Source organism: Rarobacter faecitabidus (assembly GCF_006716265.1).
Lineage (GTDB): Bacteria > Actinomycetota > Actinomycetes > Actinomycetales > Cellulomonadaceae > Rarobacter > Rarobacter faecitabidus.
Window position 1 is genome coordinate 160316 of the sequence record NZ_VFOS01000004.1, and the last position, 16985, is coordinate 177300.

21 protein-coding genes, 3 tRNA genes and 1 pseudogene are annotated in these 16985 nt (G+C 62.7%); 3 read left to right on the forward strand and 22 right to left on the reverse strand.

All coding sequences use genetic code 11. The annotated features are described in order from the left end of the window. Positions 1-2: 2 nt before the first annotated feature. From FB461_RS10865 to FB461_RS10930, 15 genes and pseudogenes are all read right to left on the reverse strand, one after another. Entirely contained in the window at positions 3-326 is a 324-nt protein-coding gene (locus FB461_RS10865) for a hypothetical protein (protein ID WP_142121993.1), read from the reverse strand. Positions 327-416: 90 nt separating this feature from the next. Continuing rightward, positions 417-908 (reverse strand): hypothetical protein, encoded by a 492-nt coding sequence (locus FB461_RS10870; RefSeq protein WP_142121996.1) that lies wholly within the window; start codon positions 906-908, stop codon positions 417-419. Continuing rightward, positions 905-1603, reverse strand: a complete 699-nt coding sequence (locus FB461_RS10875) for a hypothetical protein (protein ID WP_142121998.1) — start codon at positions 1601-1603, stop codon at positions 905-907. Before FB461_RS10875 ends, FB461_RS10870 begins: the two co-directional genes overlap by 4 nt. Positions 1604-1644: 41 nt before the next feature. Continuing rightward, a complete protein-coding gene (locus tag FB461_RS10880; RefSeq protein ID WP_170222731.1) occupies positions 1645-2742 on the reverse strand; it encodes a M15 family metallopeptidase in 1098 nt (365 codons plus the stop codon). A 97-nt stretch (positions 2743-2839) separates the two neighbouring features. Next, positions 2840-3376, reverse strand: coding sequence for a hypothetical protein (locus FB461_RS12380; protein ID WP_246046218.1), 537 nt, complete (start codon positions 3374-3376; stop codon positions 2840-2842). 303 nt (positions 3377-3679) lie between these two features. Next, positions 3680-3880 (reverse strand): annotated as a pseudogene (locus FB461_RS12550) (helix-turn-helix domain-containing protein); the annotation flags it as partial. Beyond that, a complete protein-coding gene (locus tag FB461_RS10890) occupies positions 3877-4719 on the reverse strand; it encodes a DNA adenine methylase (protein ID WP_142122005.1) in 843 nt (280 codons plus the stop codon). The pseudogene FB461_RS12550 and the gene FB461_RS10890, both read right to left, overlap by 4 nt. Further along, positions 4716-5264 carry a hypothetical protein gene (locus FB461_RS10895; RefSeq protein ID WP_142122007.1) on the reverse strand — a complete coding sequence of 183 codons (549 nt, stop codon included), beginning with the start codon at positions 5262-5264 and terminating at the stop codon, positions 4716-4718. Before FB461_RS10895 ends, FB461_RS10890 begins: the two co-directional genes overlap by 4 nt. Before the next feature lie 534 nt (positions 5265-5798). Continuing rightward, positions 5799-6014: a hypothetical protein gene (locus FB461_RS10900; RefSeq protein WP_142122009.1), complete on the reverse strand. Its 216-nt coding sequence runs from the start codon at positions 6012-6014 to the stop codon at positions 5799-5801. A 529-nt stretch (positions 6015-6543) separates the two neighbouring features. Then, positions 6544-7023 (reverse strand): hypothetical protein, encoded by a 480-nt coding sequence (locus FB461_RS10905; protein ID WP_142122011.1) that lies wholly within the window; start codon positions 7021-7023, stop codon positions 6544-6546. Continuing rightward, entirely contained in the window at positions 7020-7460 is a 441-nt protein-coding gene (locus FB461_RS10910) for a hypothetical protein (RefSeq protein WP_142122013.1), read from the reverse strand. The genes FB461_RS10905 and FB461_RS10910 overlap by 4 nt, the downstream gene beginning before the upstream one ends. Beyond that, complete coding sequence (locus FB461_RS10915) at positions 7457-8554, reverse strand: DUF2637 domain-containing protein (protein WP_142122015.1); 1098 nt, start codon at positions 8552-8554, stop codon at positions 7457-7459. Before FB461_RS10915 ends, FB461_RS10910 begins: the two co-directional genes overlap by 4 nt. 51 nt (positions 8555-8605) lie before the next feature. Further along, on the reverse strand, positions 8606-9604 hold the full coding sequence (locus FB461_RS10920) for a hypothetical protein (RefSeq protein WP_142122017.1): 999 nt from the start codon (positions 9602-9604) through the stop codon (positions 8606-8608). Between the two features lie 5 nt (positions 9605-9609). Next, complete coding sequence (locus FB461_RS12555) at positions 9610-9912, reverse strand: MerR family transcriptional regulator (protein WP_425466924.1); 303 nt, start codon at positions 9910-9912, stop codon at positions 9610-9612. A gap of 315 nt (positions 9913-10227) precedes the next feature. Continuing rightward, positions 10228-10300: transfer RNA gene (locus tag FB461_RS10930), tRNA-Arg, on the reverse strand. Positions 10301-10616: 316 nt separating this feature from the next. Between FB461_RS10930 and FB461_RS10935 the strand changes: the two genes are divergently transcribed. The 3 genes from FB461_RS10935 to FB461_RS10945 are packed head-to-tail and all read left to right on the forward strand — an operon-like array spanning position 10617 to position 12681. Further along, the gene (locus tag FB461_RS10935) at positions 10617-10976 is read left to right on the forward strand and encodes a GntR family transcriptional regulator (RefSeq protein ID WP_142122021.1); all 360 of its coding nucleotides are present in this window, start codon (positions 10617-10619) and stop codon (positions 10974-10976) included. After that, positions 10973-11896 carry an ABC transporter ATP-binding protein gene (locus tag FB461_RS10940; protein WP_142122023.1) on the forward strand — a complete coding sequence of 308 codons (924 nt, stop codon included), beginning with the start codon at positions 10973-10975 and terminating at the stop codon, positions 11894-11896. The genes FB461_RS10935 and FB461_RS10940 overlap by 4 nt, the downstream gene beginning before the upstream one ends. Before the next feature lie 11 nt (positions 11897-11907). Then, positions 11908-12681, forward strand: coding sequence for a hypothetical protein (locus tag FB461_RS10945; RefSeq protein ID WP_142122025.1), 774 nt, complete (start codon positions 11908-11910; stop codon positions 12679-12681). 346 nt (positions 12682-13027) lie between these two features. On the opposite strand, the gene FB461_RS10950 is transcribed toward FB461_RS10945, so the two are convergent. From FB461_RS10950 to FB461_RS10980, 7 genes are all read right to left on the reverse strand, one after another. Next, a tRNA-Ser gene (locus FB461_RS10950) sits at positions 13028-13119 on the reverse strand. A 97-nt stretch (positions 13120-13216) separates the two neighbouring features. Continuing rightward, positions 13217-14518, reverse strand: coding sequence for a threonine/serine exporter family protein (locus FB461_RS10955; RefSeq protein WP_142122027.1), 1302 nt, complete (start codon positions 14516-14518; stop codon positions 13217-13219). Positions 14519-14578: 60 nt separating this feature from the next. Then, the gene (locus FB461_RS10960) at positions 14579-15196 is read right to left on the reverse strand and encodes a GyrI-like domain-containing protein (RefSeq protein ID WP_142122029.1); all 618 of its coding nucleotides are present in this window, start codon (positions 15194-15196) and stop codon (positions 14579-14581) included. A gap of 185 nt (positions 15197-15381) precedes the next feature. Then, positions 15382-15469: transfer RNA gene (locus FB461_RS10965), tRNA-Ser, on the reverse strand. A gap of 43 nt (positions 15470-15512) precedes the next feature. Next, the gene (locus tag FB461_RS10970) at positions 15513-16124 is read right to left on the reverse strand and encodes a GTP-binding protein (protein ID WP_142122031.1); all 612 of its coding nucleotides are present in this window, start codon (positions 16122-16124) and stop codon (positions 15513-15515) included. Further along, positions 16105-16521: a DUF742 domain-containing protein gene (locus FB461_RS10975; RefSeq protein WP_142122033.1), complete on the reverse strand. Its 417-nt coding sequence runs from the start codon at positions 16519-16521 to the stop codon at positions 16105-16107. Before FB461_RS10975 ends, FB461_RS10970 begins: the two co-directional genes overlap by 20 nt. An 8-nt stretch (positions 16522-16529) precedes the next feature. After that, complete coding sequence (locus FB461_RS10980) at positions 16530-16982, reverse strand: roadblock/LC7 domain-containing protein (RefSeq protein ID WP_142122035.1); 453 nt, start codon at positions 16980-16982, stop codon at positions 16530-16532. Positions 16983-16985: the final 3 nt, after the last annotated feature.

A 16985-nucleotide genomic window follows, 5' to 3' on the forward strand; every position in this document is an offset into this window, starting at 1 on the left:
GGCTAGAAGCCCCAGTCGATGCCGGTGCCCCACTTCATGATCGCTGAGGCCCCACCGATCAGGGAGGCGATGAAGATCGCCCAGCCGATGACGCTGGTCGAGACTCCTGCCACCTGGTTGGATTTAGAGGTCTTGGCTACCAGCAGCATCACCAGTCCGATGATGAGAATTACTGTGGCTGCCACCACGGCCCCGGTTTGAATTGCGCCGGACATCGACTGCATTTTCGACACCCCAGGGATGCCCGTGGTGTTCGGTTTGATACCCGGATCGATCTTGTCGGCGAGCACGATGGCTTTGACGGTCAGGTCGGTGGCAAGGGACACGGTTCCTCCAACGTTCAGAGATCACGCCCCACATCAAGGGGCACATGAGACACACGTCCTCAATGACCGATCACCGCAGTTGCTAATACCTCACGTCCCTCGGGCACCGAATTTCACCAATGATGGCGGGTTCTCAACCGTGGGCACCGATCCCTTAACCCCGGCCACCCCTGCGCACTTGTGTGAATCCCAACTGGCCCGCGCCCACACGTGCCCCCAGGAGTCCTTCTTCGACGCTTTAAACAGGTCCACGGCTAGCTGGCACGCATCTGCCTTCGAGGGCTCGTTGACCTTGGAGGTGTCCACATTCGCCAAGGCGCTGGGAAACTTGGTGCCCGACCACGTCACAATGCCGGGTACGGTAGCCACTGCGGAGGCAGCGAGGACGACGACTATCAACGTCGTGACCCCGATCCGGCGTGACCCGGTGACCTTGCCCGTCAATACCAGAACCGCAAAGACAACGAATGCGGTGACGAGGATGATGATCGCTGCCGTCATCACCCCACCGGTGATGTTGCGGAGCCAGGTCATCGATGAGAACCAGGAATCATCGACTCGCGTCACAGTCATGATGATCACTCGCCCTTTTGTTCGGGATCGCCATACCAGAAGTCCTGGACCGGTATCGACCACATCAGATCGTGATTGGAAACCAACCAGGAGCCGTCGTCCATGGCGACGAGGGTGAACGTGAACACGTTCGAGGACTCTGCGATCTTCCAATCGTTCGCCGACCGGTGGGACCAGGTCACAACAGCCGCACGAGTGACCCGCGTGGAGGTATCGGGCGGCGATCCTATCGGCTGGCCGGCATCGGTGATCGCATCGAGTTGAAGTTTGGATTCATCTGCTTCGAGCTGCTTGTTGAACAGCGACCAGGCCGCGGCGTCACGGTTCACGATCCGTGCCGTGGCATCGTCAGCATCTGGAGTCATGAATTTCCCTGCAGCTGCGGCCGCCGTCATGACCTGCACGCCATTTCGCGGATCCACATCAAAGAACGCCCGGGTGGTGTCTTCGATCACCTCCCACGCATCGGGGGCGATCTCACCGGCAACTTGCTTCCCATACATTCCGGCATCATCGAGATGCTCAGCTACCTGGTCGTCTTGCCCCGTCGATGAACCATCATCATCGCCCGAACCTGTGTGGTTTCCACCTGAAGTTAGTGGCGCATCAGGGGCACCTCCTGCCAGCGAATGAGGCGAGGGGCGCGACCCGGATTCGTTCTGTGCCCGGTAGGTACCCACGATGGCGGCGGCGACCAGCACCACGATCACGACGATTCCGGCCGATATCCACATCTTGCGATTCATCACGATGCTCCTATGTATTCCCAATGCCACAGTTCTTGTTTTGATCCACCAACGCGCGCCCAGGACGGGTGGTCCCACCCGAACGCTCGAGCGTTCGCGCGCATCCACAGGTATTCCGCTGCTGTTGAGCTGCCGCCATACGTCGCTGAGTGAAAATCGAACGCCAGCCCCCACCCATGGTTGGAATAGCCAGGTTCGGCGGCCATGTTCCCGTTCGCGCGCTTGGTCGCGACCTGTTCCTCATAGGACCGATACGCGCAAGGAGCACCGCAGCTCCCTGCCATCGACCTGCGGAATTTCGCCTTGAACGCGACGTTCCACGCATCAAGTGCAGCCGCCGCATCGCAGCGCAACACCCACACCGAAGATCCCAGCACCGGGCACAGTTCCGACCGGTCAAGCCGGCCAGAACCTCCCTTGGTCAGCCGATACGTGCCATCGCGAGCGACACCTGGGCCAGTGCGCTCCAACGCTGGGTCGATCTTCGCGCCATAGCCTGGAACCACCAGGCCCATCGACAGCGCCGATTGGGCGTAGGCCACGCCCGCGGTCTGCCATTCTTTCGACCACTTTGCGGTGTGACCGGCATCCATGACCACCTTCACCCCGGTGGAGGCCAACCCGGTGGCCGACCACACCCCGAGATGAACGGCCGTGTACGTCTCGCCCTCAGTGACGTCAGGCCAATCACCGAACTTCTCAGCGACCGCGCACCATATCGCGCCGATCGTCTCGATTCGCTGCTGATTCGTAGCCTTAGCGGCTGTGACCTTCTCCCCACGGTAGGCATCCCACGTCCCTGTCACCTCGAGCTGCGCAGCCGCCTCTTTGACCGGCCACGACTCGGTGGTATCTGGGCCCAGGAAAGTGATGATGCTCGCCGCGATCGCCGCCGGATCCGCCTCACACCTCTTCGCAGCCTCCTCTACGAACTCCACTTGCCCGGCTGGAACCCCGGCATCAAGGCTGCCCATATCACCGCCGCCACTGGTGGTCTCAGCCAGCCCTGTCAGCGCCGAGTCACCTGTCAACGCCGTGACCAGAAACAGCCCTGGCAACAACGCCATCGCCGCCACAGCCCCGATCAACGCGAACACCAGAGCTACCAACACCCCTAGGACGCGGGAACCACTCTTTGTCGAGCTGGCAGCCTTCACTGCCGTAGACACCGCTACCGGGACAGCCATAACAACCTCATGGAGTCATCACGTCCCAGCTGTGACCGAGTTGCGCTGCGCTGATCGACTCAGCATGCTCTCGGCGGCAGTTCGGGCACTTGACAACGCCCCCAGCGGTGACCTCGGCTGGCTCGATCGGCAGGCCGTGGGGGCATTCATCGCCAGGATGTCGGCGGACAGCGACGGCCCAGGCCGACACAATCGGCCCCTTGTCGACCACGATGTCGGCCGCGGTTTCCGGGGCGGCAAGATCCCGCAACCACGCCACGACAGCACCGCCCCCTGCCCCAGCCCAGGACCGAGCCCTGACCTGCTCGAGCAACCCAGCGGCCGTCCACCCTCGGCCTAAACACTGACTCACCGCGGCCCGGACTGGACCGACCGTGATCGAAGACCGCAAACCCGAAGGCAGCGCAGCGATCACCTCCCGGCTCACGTCCCCGGCAAGTACGCCTGCAGCATGCTGAGTCTCGGATATCTCCTCCACCACCCCGCCCAGGTCACCGATGGCCTGGCTCAGGTCTGTGGAGGAGGTTGGTGGTGGATGGTTCATGGATGGTTTAAGGACGGTTCTATATGAAGACAGCTTCACCCCGTGACTACCCTGTGCTTCACCCCGTGGTGCAGTCGGGTTCACCCCGTGCAGCGCGACGGGGTGAATCTCCTTCACCCCGTGCCGTAGGCCGTCTTCATCGTTCCGACTCGCCGGGGTGACCTGGGGTTTTTCTACGGGGTGAATCTCCTTCACCCCGTAGAAATCGGCTTCTCCGTTGATATTGAGATCCCACACGACCGGTCGACGGTCGCCACGGAGGTGAGAAACCGCCGTCTGATTACCCCGACGGATCAGGCCCGCGTTTTCCAATATGCGCAACTTAGCGTGGACGGTCCTAGTCGAGCACCGCGCGTAGTCTGCGAGGGTCGCCGCGGTTGGCCAGGCACCTGTCCCGTCGTCGGCGGCGTGGTCAGCCAATCCCACCAACACCAGGTGGGCTAACGGCTCCCCATCAGGGACAGGTGCCTGCTTGAGCGCCCACACCATTGCCTGCAAACTCATGATGCTGCTCCTGTGGTGTCGAAAGTAAACGCGAGCTGGCGCACGGCGGGCCGGTTGGACCAGAGCACTTCTGTGCGGGTGGATTCAGCTCCCGGCAAGACTGAGGCGCCCTGCGTGGTTGTGGTAGTGATTTCGGTGCGCTCCCACATGGACAGCGCCTCGTCGTATAGCGGTGAGGCATATCCCGAGATGACGACAGCGGCGTGAATACCATCGAGTACTTCAAGCAACTCCTGGTGGCGATCGATGTCTTTCATCTCGTATCGGTAGGCCGAAGTCGTCCCGCGTAGCGTCCCGAGGTAGGGCGGATCGACATACAGCAGCACGTCAGGATCAGTTCCGTAGTCAGCGATCACCTCGAGAGCTGGACGGCATTCGAGGGAAACTTCCGAGATCCGGGCAGCTGCAGCGGCCAGCCGGGAAGAGTAGCCGGCCAACACCCGTGACATTGCGGTCGCCCCGCCGCGGTAGGACCGCCACCCGGTCCGCATCAGTTGTCCTGAACGGCCCTGGGTGAGGGCGACGAAAACGCGCCGGGCGCGCTCGAGGTCGTCGAGGTCGACCCGTGTGCGCGACAGAGCATGCTCACCTCTCGAATGGGGCGTCAGGGCACATTCGCGCTCCAAACCTTCGGGATCGTCACGCAGCACACGCCAGAACGTCATCACATCCCCGTCAAGGTCGTTCACTGTCTCCAAGACAGAGGGCTCCTTGGCGAGCAGGACCGACAGGCTCCCGGCGAAAGGTTCGACGTAGTGGCGGTGAGGCGGGAAAGTCTTGACGATCTGGTCAGCAATGCGTTGCTTCGACCCGAAATACGGTACTGGTGGCTGGATCATGTCAATGCCTCCATCGCGTCAGACAGCATCACTTGGCAGGTGCGCCATGCGGTGATCCGCTGTGCCCAACCCGGTCTGGAGCGGTCGCCCTCGATGTAGGACGGATGCCACGTCTCAGGGTGTGGCCACAATTCGTGTGGCCGGTAGAGGTCTTTCCATTTGGGTTCCGGTAACGAATCCGCCCACTCGGTAAGGTCGTTACGGCGCGGATCATCACCCAGGACGTCACGGAGCTGTGCCCAGGTGGTCAGGTTCTTCGGAGTCCTATTCCAGCCGCTCTTCCCGCCATCAGTCGGGCGTGCCCAGTGCTCCCAGGATTCGTGACGCAACCCGGCGTCACCGACCGCGTACGCCCAGTTCCCGGAACTCCGCGGTGCCCGGCTGTCGCGGCCGGACCGGTTCTCCAAATAAAGAACGAGCTCCAGTGCCTCGGGAATAGAATCACGTAGGCATTCCACAGCAGCTCGAAGCGGACGGTTTCGTGCCTCGTGACGCTCTGCAGCAATCTCGGGGACAAAGTCGAAAAGGTCAATTTCGATGGTCATGCGACGTCTCCTTGCCTCTGGCTATTGGCAGCGTTTTGCAGTGCGGTCAGTTCGGCGAGGAGTGCTTGGCGGGCGTGGATTCCCGCTTCGGGTTTGAGGGCATCGCGCGAGAGCCGGTCCCATGTCGCGACCCCACCAGGCTTTGCCATGACTCGGGCGCGGATCAGCGCGATCACGCGTGCTGCGTTGACACGGTCGTCATCATGGCTTGGACCTCCTGTGGCCTCGAGGGATCCGGGCGGGAGGTCGTCCAGGCCGATGTTGGTTTCGTGTTTGCGTTCATGTCGTCGCCACGTAGCCAGGGACCGTACAGCCACCCCGTTGCACCAGGCCGCGAACTTCGGGCACCCCCGTTCTTCCCACCGCGGCAGTGATTCCCAGGCGTCGGCACGCACGGCTGCCATAACCTCATCGAGCCGGTCGAGGTTTCCGAACGCTGCGAGCCTGGCTTTGATCCAGGTTCGTTGGTCGTCAACACCTGCATGGAACTCAGCGGCGGTGATAGTTCCGGCGCCGCCAGGTCCATGAAGCAACTCAGAGTCGAGGGACGGCATCATCCTGCTCCCTCGTGACGTCGGCCCACAGCTCCTGCCACAGGCCAAAACCTGAGTCGGGATCAGCAAGAGGTCCATACAGGCCATCAATGCGTGCGCCGGCGACCAAGACCTGGACAGCCTCCACCGCGGTCACGGCGGGGCTGAGGTAGTAGTTTTCTGCTGACCAGAGCCGTGCTGCTGCTGCGTATCGCACACTCAAACTCGGCCACGTCTCACGCCGCGGTAATGCAGGCAGATCCACATCAATGGCCACCACGGGCTCGTCGTCTACCTGTGATATCGCGCGCCGCACCCTTCGTCGCGCCAGGAGCCAGACAGTCAGCCCGAGGAGTAAGGCTGCCGGAACACCGGGCATTCCCGCCATGACCCATCCCGCCAGTGGGCCGCCGACGAGAGCCGCCATGAGAAGCAACCGTGACCAGCGCGACCAGGAAAGGTACCGGCATGTGGCACGAACCACCGCGGCCGCTGAGCCCGGTGCGGCGATGACAACAGTCACGCCACGATGCCTGAAGCCAGGTTGGACGACCCCCACAGCGCGAGTCGGCGAAGACACCGACCGCAAGACCTGGGCAGCCAAAATGTTGGCAGCTTCCTCCGAATCGCGACCAGCAGCGAAGTGAGCAGTGTTGGAACCTTCGCGAGGATATGCCTCAGCATTAACACACTGGTCCAGATCGGAGTCATTGGTAACTTGAGTTGGGCGCGCGGTGGCATCGTTGTTAGCCGGCATCGGTCGATTCCTTCACTCCAGGACTGTCCCAAGCGCATGAAAGTCGCCCTCTGCGTATTCGTCGCGTCCATGCGCCGTGCAGTCCGCCGGCACCCGCAGTCATGGTGATGAGTACCACCAGAAGTAACGGACCAAGGCGCGGATTCCGCTGCTGTTTCGGGTCCACAGCGCCACGAGAGAGGTTCGGGCTTCGGGACGTGCCTGCCATAGTTCGATTCGCTTGGGTCTTGATTCCTCGACCGTCCTCTTCTTCGCGCGATTCGTCGACCGTCCGATTCTTCGCGCGCGGACCCGCGGGGATGCCTGTGGCAATAAAGGACAACCCGGCTACGACCATGTAGACCAGGCCGATGATGAGAAGTACCCACGGACCAAAACTCGGCATGCCGGGGATGGAATCGAGGTATATGGCGAAGATGACCATGGCCACTCCGGCAACACATTGCAAAGCGAGGGTTCGACGTGTCATCGTGTAGCTCCTTGAACAGGGTCTGCGGTGGGCCAGTCCATGAGGGTTGGCGGGTGAGTAAGTGTGACGGACCCATCGGGGCAGTGTTCTATGTCGGTGTCGTGGTGGCTTCCGGCTGAGTGTGCGACAGCAGCCAGCACGAGGTGCAGCTGGCGACGATCGAGCCGTGCGATATCTGTGCTGTCGAGGTGCGTGCAGTCGATCAGTCCTACTGCGATCCGAGTGAGCGCCTGCTCACCGGAGGACCAGGCGCCAGACTCAAAGGTCAGCAGGGCAGTGTCGATAACGAGTCCGTTGCCGATCGGAGCGAGCCATGGTGCACCGGGATAGATTGCCTTCCCATCACGGATGAGAAGTTCCGCGCCAGCCTGAACACGGTCTGATCGGTCGGCATAGTGGCGGCGGACCGCCGCAATGGCTTCGCCGGTGATGGTCATGCTGTGTGCTCGCTAACGGTGGTGGCTGACTGGAAGATCTCAGGTGAGGACTCGCGCAGCACTTTGATGCGGCGGCGGGCGGCTGATTCCGAGGTGGCAACTCCGGCAGCCACCGCAGCCACCGCAGTGGGCTTGTGACCCGTGGACACTGTATGGCGGATCCAGTCAGCCAAGTCGGCATCGCCTTTAGCTGCTGGCTTCCTGGCGGCGGACTGGCGGCGGGCGGCGACTTCTTCCTTGTGCTTGGTGGATTCCAACTTGCTGGACGGCACGGCGTGGAGGGAACGACGGTGGCTGGCGGCTGGTGAGATCACCGTCATATCACCGTCATCACCGTCACTCGTCTGCTGCCTGGCGGGTGGTTGGCTGGCTGGCAGCTGCCATATCTCGCGCGGCTGGCTGGCCGCTGCATGGCTGGATGGCTGGCTGGCATCGGTGAAGCGGTGGCTGGCGGCTGGCTGGTCCTGAGCGGTCGCAGTGGCGGCTGGCTGGTCCTGAGCGGTCGCAGTGGCGGCTGGCTGATCGATAACTGGCTGGTCGGTTTGACCTCCGAGGAGATCGGCCAGGTCGGCATCGAGGTCGTGCCTGGCTGGCGGCGTGGCGGGCTGGCGGGTTGGGTCCGGTGGAGTTTCCGTCACGTCGGTGGCTGGCTGGCTGGCGCGTGCGCGGCGGGCCAGGATGACCGTCAAGTGAGTGATCGACAAGAGCACGACTGGTGGCACTGACGCGACCGTGACTGCCATCCACTGCGGTGTGGTGGCTGCGGCAGCAACCACAGCGTGAGCGCCGTTAGCGATGATCGAAATGACCGCGCCGAATCCGAGGAGCAGCCACGCATAGGACCGGGCGCGCGAGTCGGCGGAACGTAGTGCGACGATAGCGATGGTCGCCACGACAATGACGCCGTCGACGATCACTGGCCACACAACAGAGAGTCTTCGTGGTGTGCCGGCGCGCACGGCGAGATCCGCAAGGGCAGTGAAAGACAGGACCGCTGCTCCTATGCCGATCAGTACCGTTCCCGCGATCGCTGCGTTCACGACCGCCTTGGGTACCGGACGGTCGGCGGTGGTGTTAGGCTCGGAAGTACTCATTGAGGCTCCTTCGGGAGTTGGCGGGCACCCCTTGGCCGGGTGCCCGCCGTTTTATTTGGTGTGTGCGAGTTGGTCGACGACGTCGGCGATTGTGCGGGTCCACCGCAACTGGAGTTGGTGGTCAAGAATGTCGGTGGTGGATATCTCCGCGCTCGCCCGGGCTAGTACGAGCATCACGTCAGCGAGTTGCGGAACAACGACCGCGACGGCCGCATCTTTCTCGCCCGGCTCGACCCAGCCATCAGCAAGGATGACCGCGTGCAGGAGCTGCTGTGCGCCGGCATCGAGATCACGCATGATGTGACGGGCTGTGGTCGCGAGCTGAGCACCAGGGTGCGTGTCAATGGACGCGAACGCGGCCAGCGCCTGCGGTGTGGGCGCCTCGGCCACTAAATCCTCGACCGTCAGATCCATTTCAGATGCGAGACGTGACACGGCAGCAAGATCGTTCGAGATGGTCGCTTGACTAACCCCTAGAGATGCGGCGATCTGAGGCTGTGACATCTTCTTAATGACGTGAAGCCTTGCCGCTTCCGTCCGGCGCTCAAGAACCTCACGTCGGGTCGCACGATCATCTGGCCGAACCTTGCCGTCCAACCCCACCACTTTGCGACCAATCGCATCGAGCGATCGCGCAACAGCCCGCGCCTCAAACCTCGGCAACACATCGTCCGGGGCCTCTCCCCCATCAATCCATGTCGAGCTATCAACTGCCCCAAATGGGGCAGATGATAATGCCACGGACCGCGAGACTGTTCCTTTACTCAATCCGGTCGCTGACATGATGGCGCGCTGGCTCAGGCCTGCGTCGCGTAGAGAGTTGACCACTTCGCTGCGTTCCTCGCGAGGCAGAGGGAGGCGTCGATTCCCGAACTCGCTGGTGCAGTAGTCATCCCAAGAGCCGTAACCCAGTGCTTTCCAAGCGCGTCCCTGGTAGGCATCCACAATCAACTGCCACGTCACATCAAGCGCGGTGCGAAGCCTGTCAGTAATGGTTCGCGCATCATGAGCAGTCAGTTCTGGCGCAACGAACAGTTCATCCTGCTGCATTGAATTCACTCCCCGGGGCGATCGGACTGTGGTCCGGCCGGTTGAAGGATCGCCTGGACCTGTTCCTTCGTGAATCGGAAATGACCTGAAGGAAGGACGACGGCCTCAACCTTTCCCAGACGCACATAACGCCTTAGTGTTGAGGTGGATACACCGATTTGCCGTGCCACTTCGCCGATCCCCAACTCAGGTACCTGTGTCATACACGGCACACTATGCCAACCATAGTCCTGTGTCAAACACAGCAATACGCGCACGTCAGTCATAAGTGTCAAGTAGGTGACTAACTGCGTCGTTGCCGATATCATGTGGATATGACTATCGATCCCGAAACGCACGGATGGCGACCTAACGACCAGCGTTTTGGAGCGCGTCTCGCGCTCATCAGGCAAGCCATGGGATGGGGAAACGTAAAAGAAGGTGCTCTAGCGTGCGGGCTACCGGTGGAGTCTTGGCGCACTTGGGAACGAGATAACGTCCAACCGAGAGATATCGTCCGTATCGCCAGGGTCATATCCGAGCGCACAGGGTGCGACTACTACTGGCTTATTGACGGATCAGCCGGCCCTGGCCCGGGCATGCAAAAACCTCGCCCGGGTATTCCGGCGGACGAGGTTCGCGCGTGCGCCCGGAGGGATTCGAACCCCCAACCTTCTGATCCGTAGTCAGATGCTCTATCCGTTGAGCTACGGGCGCATGGCCGCTTGGGCCAGATAGAACTCTACAACGATTCTCGGCCCTGCCCAAATCGACGAATGCCACTTCGCCAGCCCTTTACCGGGCCGCTCGATGGAACCTCCTTCCGGGTCTCCCCGCCGACCCTTCCTGCCCCCTCCGCCGAGCCTCCTCGCCGGCCCTCCCGGGCCGCCTCGCTTGGCCAGTCTGACCGCTCGCGAGTCAGCCGTCCTGCGATTCAGCCGTCCTGCGATTCAGCCGTCCCCCTTGCCACCATCCCGGTTAGTTAGTAGAGTAATTAACCAGTGAACCAAAGTCGCAGCGGAAGGAGGGAAAAGTGCTGAGCGACGACCGTCCCATCTTCATTCAGCTCGCGGAGTGGCTGGAAGGGGGAATCGCCCGAGGCGACTTTCCCGAGGGCTCCCCCATCCCGAGCATCAACGAACTCGCGGCTTTCCATCGCATCAACCCCGCAACCGCCAACAAGGCGGTCGCCCAACTGACGGCGAAAGGCCTGATCACCCGCCAACGGGGCGTCGGAATGTTCGTCAATCAGGGTGCCAGGGCGGCACTCGTCCACGAGAAAACCCAGGACTTCGCGGAAGAACGCATCGCGCCACTGGTCAGCGAGGCGAAACTGATCGGCCTCAGCCTGGACGAGTTGACCGCGCTCACGGAAAAGGAGTGGAACGCATGACCACCGTAATCAAGGCCACCGGCCTCACCCGAGAATTCCGAACCGGCGCCCTGCCGAGCAAGAACGCCGCGACAAGGGCCCTCGCCGACGTGTCCTTCACCGTCAACGAGGGCATGGTGTACGGCCTGCTCGGCCGCAACGGTGCGGGCAAGACGACCCTGATGTCGATCATCACCGGCCAGGATCGCCCCACACGAGGCACCATCGAGGTGCTGGGCCACGCCCCATTCGAGCACGCACCAACCTCGGAGGCCGTCTCGTTCATCCGCGACAACCAGCGCTATCCCGACGATTTCACGCTGAGGTTCGCGCTGAAGAGCGCCGCACGCTTCCGGCCGAACTGGGACGCGGAACTCGCCGCCCGACTCAGCGACACCTTCCGGCTGCCCAGCAAGACGCCGATCAAGAAGTACTCGCGCGGGCAACTGAGTGCTCTCGCAATCATCCTCGGGCTCGCCGCCCGCACACCGCTCACGCTATTGGACGAGCCCTACCTCGGCCTCGACGCGACGGCCCGTCAGGCCTTCTACGACATCCTGCTGAACGAGCAGTTGAACCATCCGCGGACGTTCCTCATCTCCACCCACCTGGTCACCGAGATGGAGAACATCTTCGACCACGCGATCGTCATCGACCGGGGACGGATCGCCCTCGACTCGCCCGTCGACGACCTCTCCGGCACCTACACGCTCGTGTCAGGGTTGGGCACCCGCGTCGCCGAGTTCACTCGCGATGCGCCCGTTCTGCAGACCCGCACCGTCGGGGCGCTCGTCAGTACCCTCGTGGCCAAGTCCTTCTCGAAGAGCGACATCGACTCGGCGCGGGCCGACGGCCTCGAAGTAGCCCCCGCCGACCTGCAGAGCGTCGTCAGCGCACTCGGCGCGACATCCGAACAGCCCGCCGATCAGGCAGACGCGTAAAGGAGCACACCATGACCGCCCAAACGAACGCCACCGCGCAGCCCGTCACGGGGAAGGCCAACGGCCGGACCTCCGTCGCGCGAATCGGATCGGTTCTGCGCCTGCACTTCGTCAAGCGCGATGTCCTGCTACTGACCCCGCCGTTCATCCTCGCTCTGGTCGTCGTCGTGACGGTCATCATCGCGCTCATCCTGCAGCGCGTCGGCTTCGATACGTCCGCCCCGGCGTGGGCCGAGGGCGCTCGGCAGAACGGTGGAGTCGTCTGGTCCCTCGCCGGATTCATCACCTACCTCGGCGTCCAGTCTGTGGGAACCACCTTCCCGTTCGCGCTCGCCATGGGCGCGACTCGGCGGCACTTCGCACTCGGCACTCTGACAGCGCACTTCGCGCTCTCGGTCTACCTCACCGCCGTGTTCGCGGCGCTACTGACCGTCGAGAAGGCGACGGGGCACTGGTTCGTCGGCGCGTACACGTTCGATTCGTACTTCCTCGGATCCGGCCGATACGAGTTCCTGGTTCCCATCGTCCTGCTCGGGTCGTGGGCACTACTCAGCATCGGCGGAGCATTCGGCGCTGTGTGGGTGCGCTACGGCAAGCGGGGCCCGTTGTTCGTCAGCGTCGGCATCGCGCTGGCCCTGGCGATCCTGCTACTCGTCCTCGCGCCGTCCCTGCCCACGATCTTCGCCGATTTCCGAGCATGGTGGCTTGCGATCCTAGCGGCAGGTGCGATTCTCCTGGCCGTGGCGGGCGAGTACGGCACCCTGCGCTCGGCGTCCGTTCGCTGAGCGCCAGCGCTTAGGCGTGGGGCGGGAGGACGAGCCCTCCCACGGGGCAACTCCCGAGCCGTAGCCCGAATCTGCAGGTTGTCGATTGCGGCGGAGGACTCGTCCACGAAACCGGCTGCAAGAGCGCGGCCGAATGCAGAGGCCCGCGCGAGCTGGGGAGCCGCGGTTCGCGGGACTCGCTCCTCCCGAATCCCCCTCCACACACAAAAATCCTGCCAACACGCTTCGCGCGTCGACAGGATTTTGGCGGAGACGGAGGGAACCGTCACTCGCTACGCTCGCTCCTCCCGAATCCCCCTCCACACACAAAAATCCTGCCAACACGCTTCGCGCGTCGACAGGATTTTGGCGGAGACGGAGGGATTCGAACCCTCGAACGGGTTGCCCCGTTACCACCTTAGCAGGGTGGCGCACTAGACCGGACTATGCGACGTCTCCTTTGGTTCGCCAGCGAACCGCCCCTAGCGTATAGGGAAAACGGCCAAGCGACCAAACCGGAAGGCGGGTCGATTCCGCGGCTAACGCGAAGGTTCCACTAGTGGCGCGGCGCAACCACGCGCCGCCACTCCCTATCTGTGACGATGCGCGCAAGCATGAGCCCGATGGCGAGCGCGAGCACGATGAATCCGGCCTGCACTCCCCACGCCATCGCCTCAAGCGTCTGGCCGTCATTGAGGTAGTAGATCGCGCGATAGACCGCCGCTCCCGGAACCATGATCACCACAGCGGGGACACACAGCGTCAGGCGCGGCACGCGGATGCGAGGGGCGATGATGTTGGCCAGTATGCCCACCATCAGGCCACCGATCCCGGCCGCCGCCTGAGCGATCATGCCGGAATCGAAGAACTCCAGCCGAGCGGTGTTCGCGATGGCACCGATCAGTCCCGCCCACAGAGCCAGGTTGATCGGCGAGTTGAAGAGGATGGCGAATCCGAAGGCCGCGAGCGCCGAGGCGAGGATGCGCAGAGCGAACAGCAGCGACCACGGCATCTGCGGGAGAACGCTCTCTGAGGGCGCCAACCCGAACAGCGCCGAGACCACCCATACGCTGATCGCGGCGCACGTCAGCAGCATCACCGCATAGGCAAGCCGCGATATGCCTGCGGTGAAATCCAGTCGTGAAAGATCGAGGGCAGCCGTGATCAGCGGAAATCCTGGGACGAGGAAGAGCACAGCCGAGACGTAGCCGCTCGCATGCACGGAATCAAGGACGCCGGCCGCGAAGAGTCCCCGCGCGACAAGCAGGTAACTCGTCGCGGCCACGAGGCCCGCCCCGAGCGTGACCGCGAACTGATTGAAGTCGCGGTGCAACGCCGAGCGGCGGAAGATCTGACCGAGCATCGCGGCCAGGAACACGATCGCGCACTCGATCGGCCCGCCCTTGTTGAGAAAAGCGAAAGCCGCGCAGGCAAGTCCCGAGAACAGGCCGCCGACCAGTGTGGAATAGAGCACCGGTCTGCTCTCCACCTCGTCGAGGAACTCCTCGACCTGCTCGACGCTCGTACCGGGTTCGAGATCGTGTGTGTAGTTCTCGAGCGTGACGATGCGGTCCGAGTTCACGCCTATCGCCCGTCCCTGAACCACCTCAGTGCGGAATATGGGCCCCTTCCACGCGGTCGCGGTGATGTCGGTGACCGAGACCTGAGCCTCGATCGAATCAAGGCCCAACGAGGCAGCAACGCGCTGCATCGATGACCGGACCCGATAGCTTCCGCAACCCGACGCGAGGAGCAGTCGGCCCGTGCGCATCACGGTGTTCGCCTGGCGGATGAGCTGGACGGGCTCCAGCAGGTGCTCGCTCGTTGGGTCCGCTGGCGAGGGCTCGGGATTGGTCATGACTCGATTGTCGCCCATGCGCGGGACACTGGGCCCGGCCGACAGTCCCGAAGGTCAGACCTACGCTATTTTCTCGACCGGCTGACGCAGGATCGTCCGCAGTTTCTGTGGAGCAACTCGGCGGGGGTCGCTCAAATAAATCTCGTGATGCTTGCCCGTCATGCGCATGCCTGCCGCCGGAATGAACTCGTCGTGCATCCTCGCCAGGATCTGCGATTCATCGTCGTACGATCCGATGTGCAACGTCTGCACGCAGTTGCCCTCGTCGAGTACTTCGAGCCTAATCAGGTCGAGTTTGGCGGGCCTGTCCTTGGTCGCGAATCTGGCGACGGTGGCATCGAACATGCCCGCCGTTATCCAATCAGGAACCATGATCATAGCGGTCCAGGACCACGTGGACTTGTCACGATTGGCGGTGAACGAAGCCATGTCCTCGGCCCACCACAGCGCCTCCAGTGGCATCACCACGTAGTCGCGATCAAGTTCCTGCTTGCTGGCGAATTTCAGTTTGTAGGCGACCGGATAGAGCGCCGCAAGGGCATCCGCGTACTCGGTCGAAGTGTTCGGGTCACCGCGGCCGTCGATCGCCAGGTACTGCAAGGCCGGCACCTCGATGATCCTGAACCCGTTCGATGGCGCCTGGTAGCAGTCGAGAGTCTTCTTGAAGTCGGTCTTCATCGCTCGCTCCTCCCAAATCCCGCTCCGTCAGATAAATGTGACGAGCCCGCCCCTGACGGGACGGGCTCATCACATTTGCGGTGGGTGTGGGAGCCGTCACTCGCTGACGCTCGCTCCTCCCAAATCCCGCTCCGTCAGATAAATGTGACGAGCCCGCCCCTGACGGGACGGGCTCATCACATTTGCGGTGGGTGTGGGATTTGAACCCACGGTACGGGGTCGCCGTACACCAGTTTTCAAGACTGGCTCATTCGGCCGCTCTGACAACCCACCTCGGGGAGATCACCCCGCAAAGCATCCTAACGCAAGAGCCCGCTCAGCCCTGACGCAGGCGGGCCATCGCGTGCTGAACGAGCGCGATGAGCGTCTGCTTCGTGGCCGCGCGGGAGCGCGCATCGGTGTACATCATCGGAACATCTGCGGGGACCTGCAGGGCCTCGCGAACATCCTCGATGCGGTGCTTCGCGATGCCGTCAAAACAGTTGACTCCGACGACGAATGGGATGCGACGGCTCTCGAAGTAGTCGACTGCGGGGAAGCACTGGTCGAGTCGGTCGGTGTCGACAAGCACGACGCCGCCGATCGCACCCCGGACGAGGTCGTCCCACATGAACAGGAAGCGGTCCTGGCCGGGTGTGCCGAAGAGGTACAGCCATAGCGAACCGGGCAGCTCAATGCGGCCGAAGTCCATGGCGACCGTGGTCGTCGTCTTTCGGTCCGAGACTCCACCGGCGTCATCGACGCCGACCGAGTGCTCGGTCATCGCGGCTTCCGTGTTCAGCGGTTCGATATCAGATATCGATCCGATGAAAGTCGTCTTACCTACTGCGAAACCACCGGCAACCACGATCTTGACGACTGTGGGCGCGGCTGCCTGCTGGGCAGGTGCGGTCGTTGCGGGCGCGTTGTTAGAGGGCGGAAATGCCATTGAGAACACTCTCCAGTACGCTCAGGGACAAGGCTGGGCTGTTCGCGCCACCGTGACCAGTGTGAACATCAACAGGTGTTGTGGAGTGGATGGTTAGTAGGCTCGCATCGCTTAGATCCGATACCAGGATCCGCACCACACCGAGCGGCAACTTCAGAAGTGCCGAGAACTCTGCAATAGAGACATAGTTCTCGGCGGCACTGGCCAGAATCGTCCGCTTTTCAGGAGGCAGACCCCGGGTCTGCGCTGCCTCCGGGCGCGCCGATACCAGGGTCTCAAGCGGCAAATCTGACGATGCAGAACGCACTCGTCCGCCCGTCACGGCATATGGACGCACTGTCCGCGTGACGGCATCGCTCCCCACTCCCGGGGGCCCTTGGTTCGGATTCTCAGTCATGACTTACCTCATCCAGCGGTGGGGTTGCGCGTCTCACCATCAACGGGAAGGTGCCCGCGCATCTCCGTGATCAATTGCGGTGTCAGGGTTTGCTCCGTGCGCGTGACGAGGAGCGCCATCTCGTAACCGATCAGACCGACGTCTGCGGTCTCCTCGGCCACGACGGCAAGGACCGATCCGTTCGAAACGCTCATTAGGAACAAGAATCCCTTGTCCATCTCGACGATCGATTGCCGGACCGCCCCAGCGCCGAGTTGGCGGGCGGCTCCTCTCGTCAGGCTCGACATGCCCGAGACGATTGCGGCGAGCTGGTCGCCACTGGTCCGGTCAAGGTTCTCCGACATCGCCATGAGTAGGCCATCGGCTGAGACGACGAGCGTGTGTCGAGTACCCGGCACAGTCCGTACGAAGTTGTCGAGCAACCATCCGAAGTTGGTTGCTTCGCTGCTTAGTGCACTCATGGT

Bases quoted from the DNA above. Each gene is read 5' to 3' on its own strand.
- FB461_RS12380 (WP_246046218.1), bottom strand. From the start codon at position 3,376: ATGAACCATCCACCACCAACCTCCTCCACAGACCTGAGCCAGGCCATC.
- FB461_RS10890 (WP_142122005.1), bottom strand. From the start codon at position 4,719: ATGATCCAGCCACCAGTACCGTATTTCGGGTCGAAGCAACGCATTGCT.
- FB461_RS10895 (WP_142122007.1), bottom strand. From the start codon at position 5,264: ATGACCATCGAAATTGACCTTTTCGACTTTGTCCCCGAGATTGCTGCA.
- FB461_RS10905 (WP_142122011.1), bottom strand. From the start codon at position 7,023: ATGACACGTCGAACCCTCGCTTTGCAATGTGTTGCCGGAGTGGCCATG.
- FB461_RS10910 (WP_142122013.1), bottom strand. From the start codon at position 7,460: ATGACCATCACCGGCGAAGCCATTGCGGCGGTCCGCCGCCACTATGCC.
- FB461_RS10915 (WP_142122015.1), bottom strand. From the start codon at position 8,554: ATGAGTACTTCCGAGCCTAACACCACCGCCGACCGTCCGGTACCCAAG.
- FB461_RS10920 (WP_142122017.1), bottom strand. From the start codon at position 9,604: ATGCAGCAGGATGAACTGTTCGTTGCGCCAGAACTGACTGCTCATGAT.
- FB461_RS12555 (WP_425466924.1), bottom strand. From the start codon at position 9,912: ATGATATCGGCAACGACGCAGTTAGTCACCTACTTGACACTTATGACT.
- FB461_RS10940 (WP_142122023.1), top strand. From the start codon at position 10,973: ATGACCACCGTAATCAAGGCCACCGGCCTCACCCGAGAATTCCGAACC.
- FB461_RS10945 (WP_142122025.1), top strand. From the start codon at position 11,908: ATGACCGCCCAAACGAACGCCACCGCGCAGCCCGTCACGGGGAAGGCC.
- FB461_RS10955 (WP_142122027.1), bottom strand. From the start codon at position 14,518: ATGACCAATCCCGAGCCCTCGCCAGCGGACCCAACGAGCGAGCACCTG.
- FB461_RS10960 (WP_142122029.1), bottom strand. From the start codon at position 15,196: ATGAAGACCGACTTCAAGAAGACTCTCGACTGCTACCAGGCGCCATCG.
- FB461_RS10970 (WP_142122031.1), bottom strand. From the start codon at position 16,124: ATGGCATTTCCGCCCTCTAACAACGCGCCCGCAACGACCGCACCTGCC.
- FB461_RS10975 (WP_142122033.1), bottom strand. From the start codon at position 16,521: ATGACTGAGAATCCGAACCAAGGGCCCCCGGGAGTGGGGAGCGATGCC.
- FB461_RS10980 (WP_142122035.1), bottom strand. From the start codon at position 16,982: ATGAGTGCACTAAGCAGCGAAGCAACCAACTTCGGATGGTTGCTCGAC.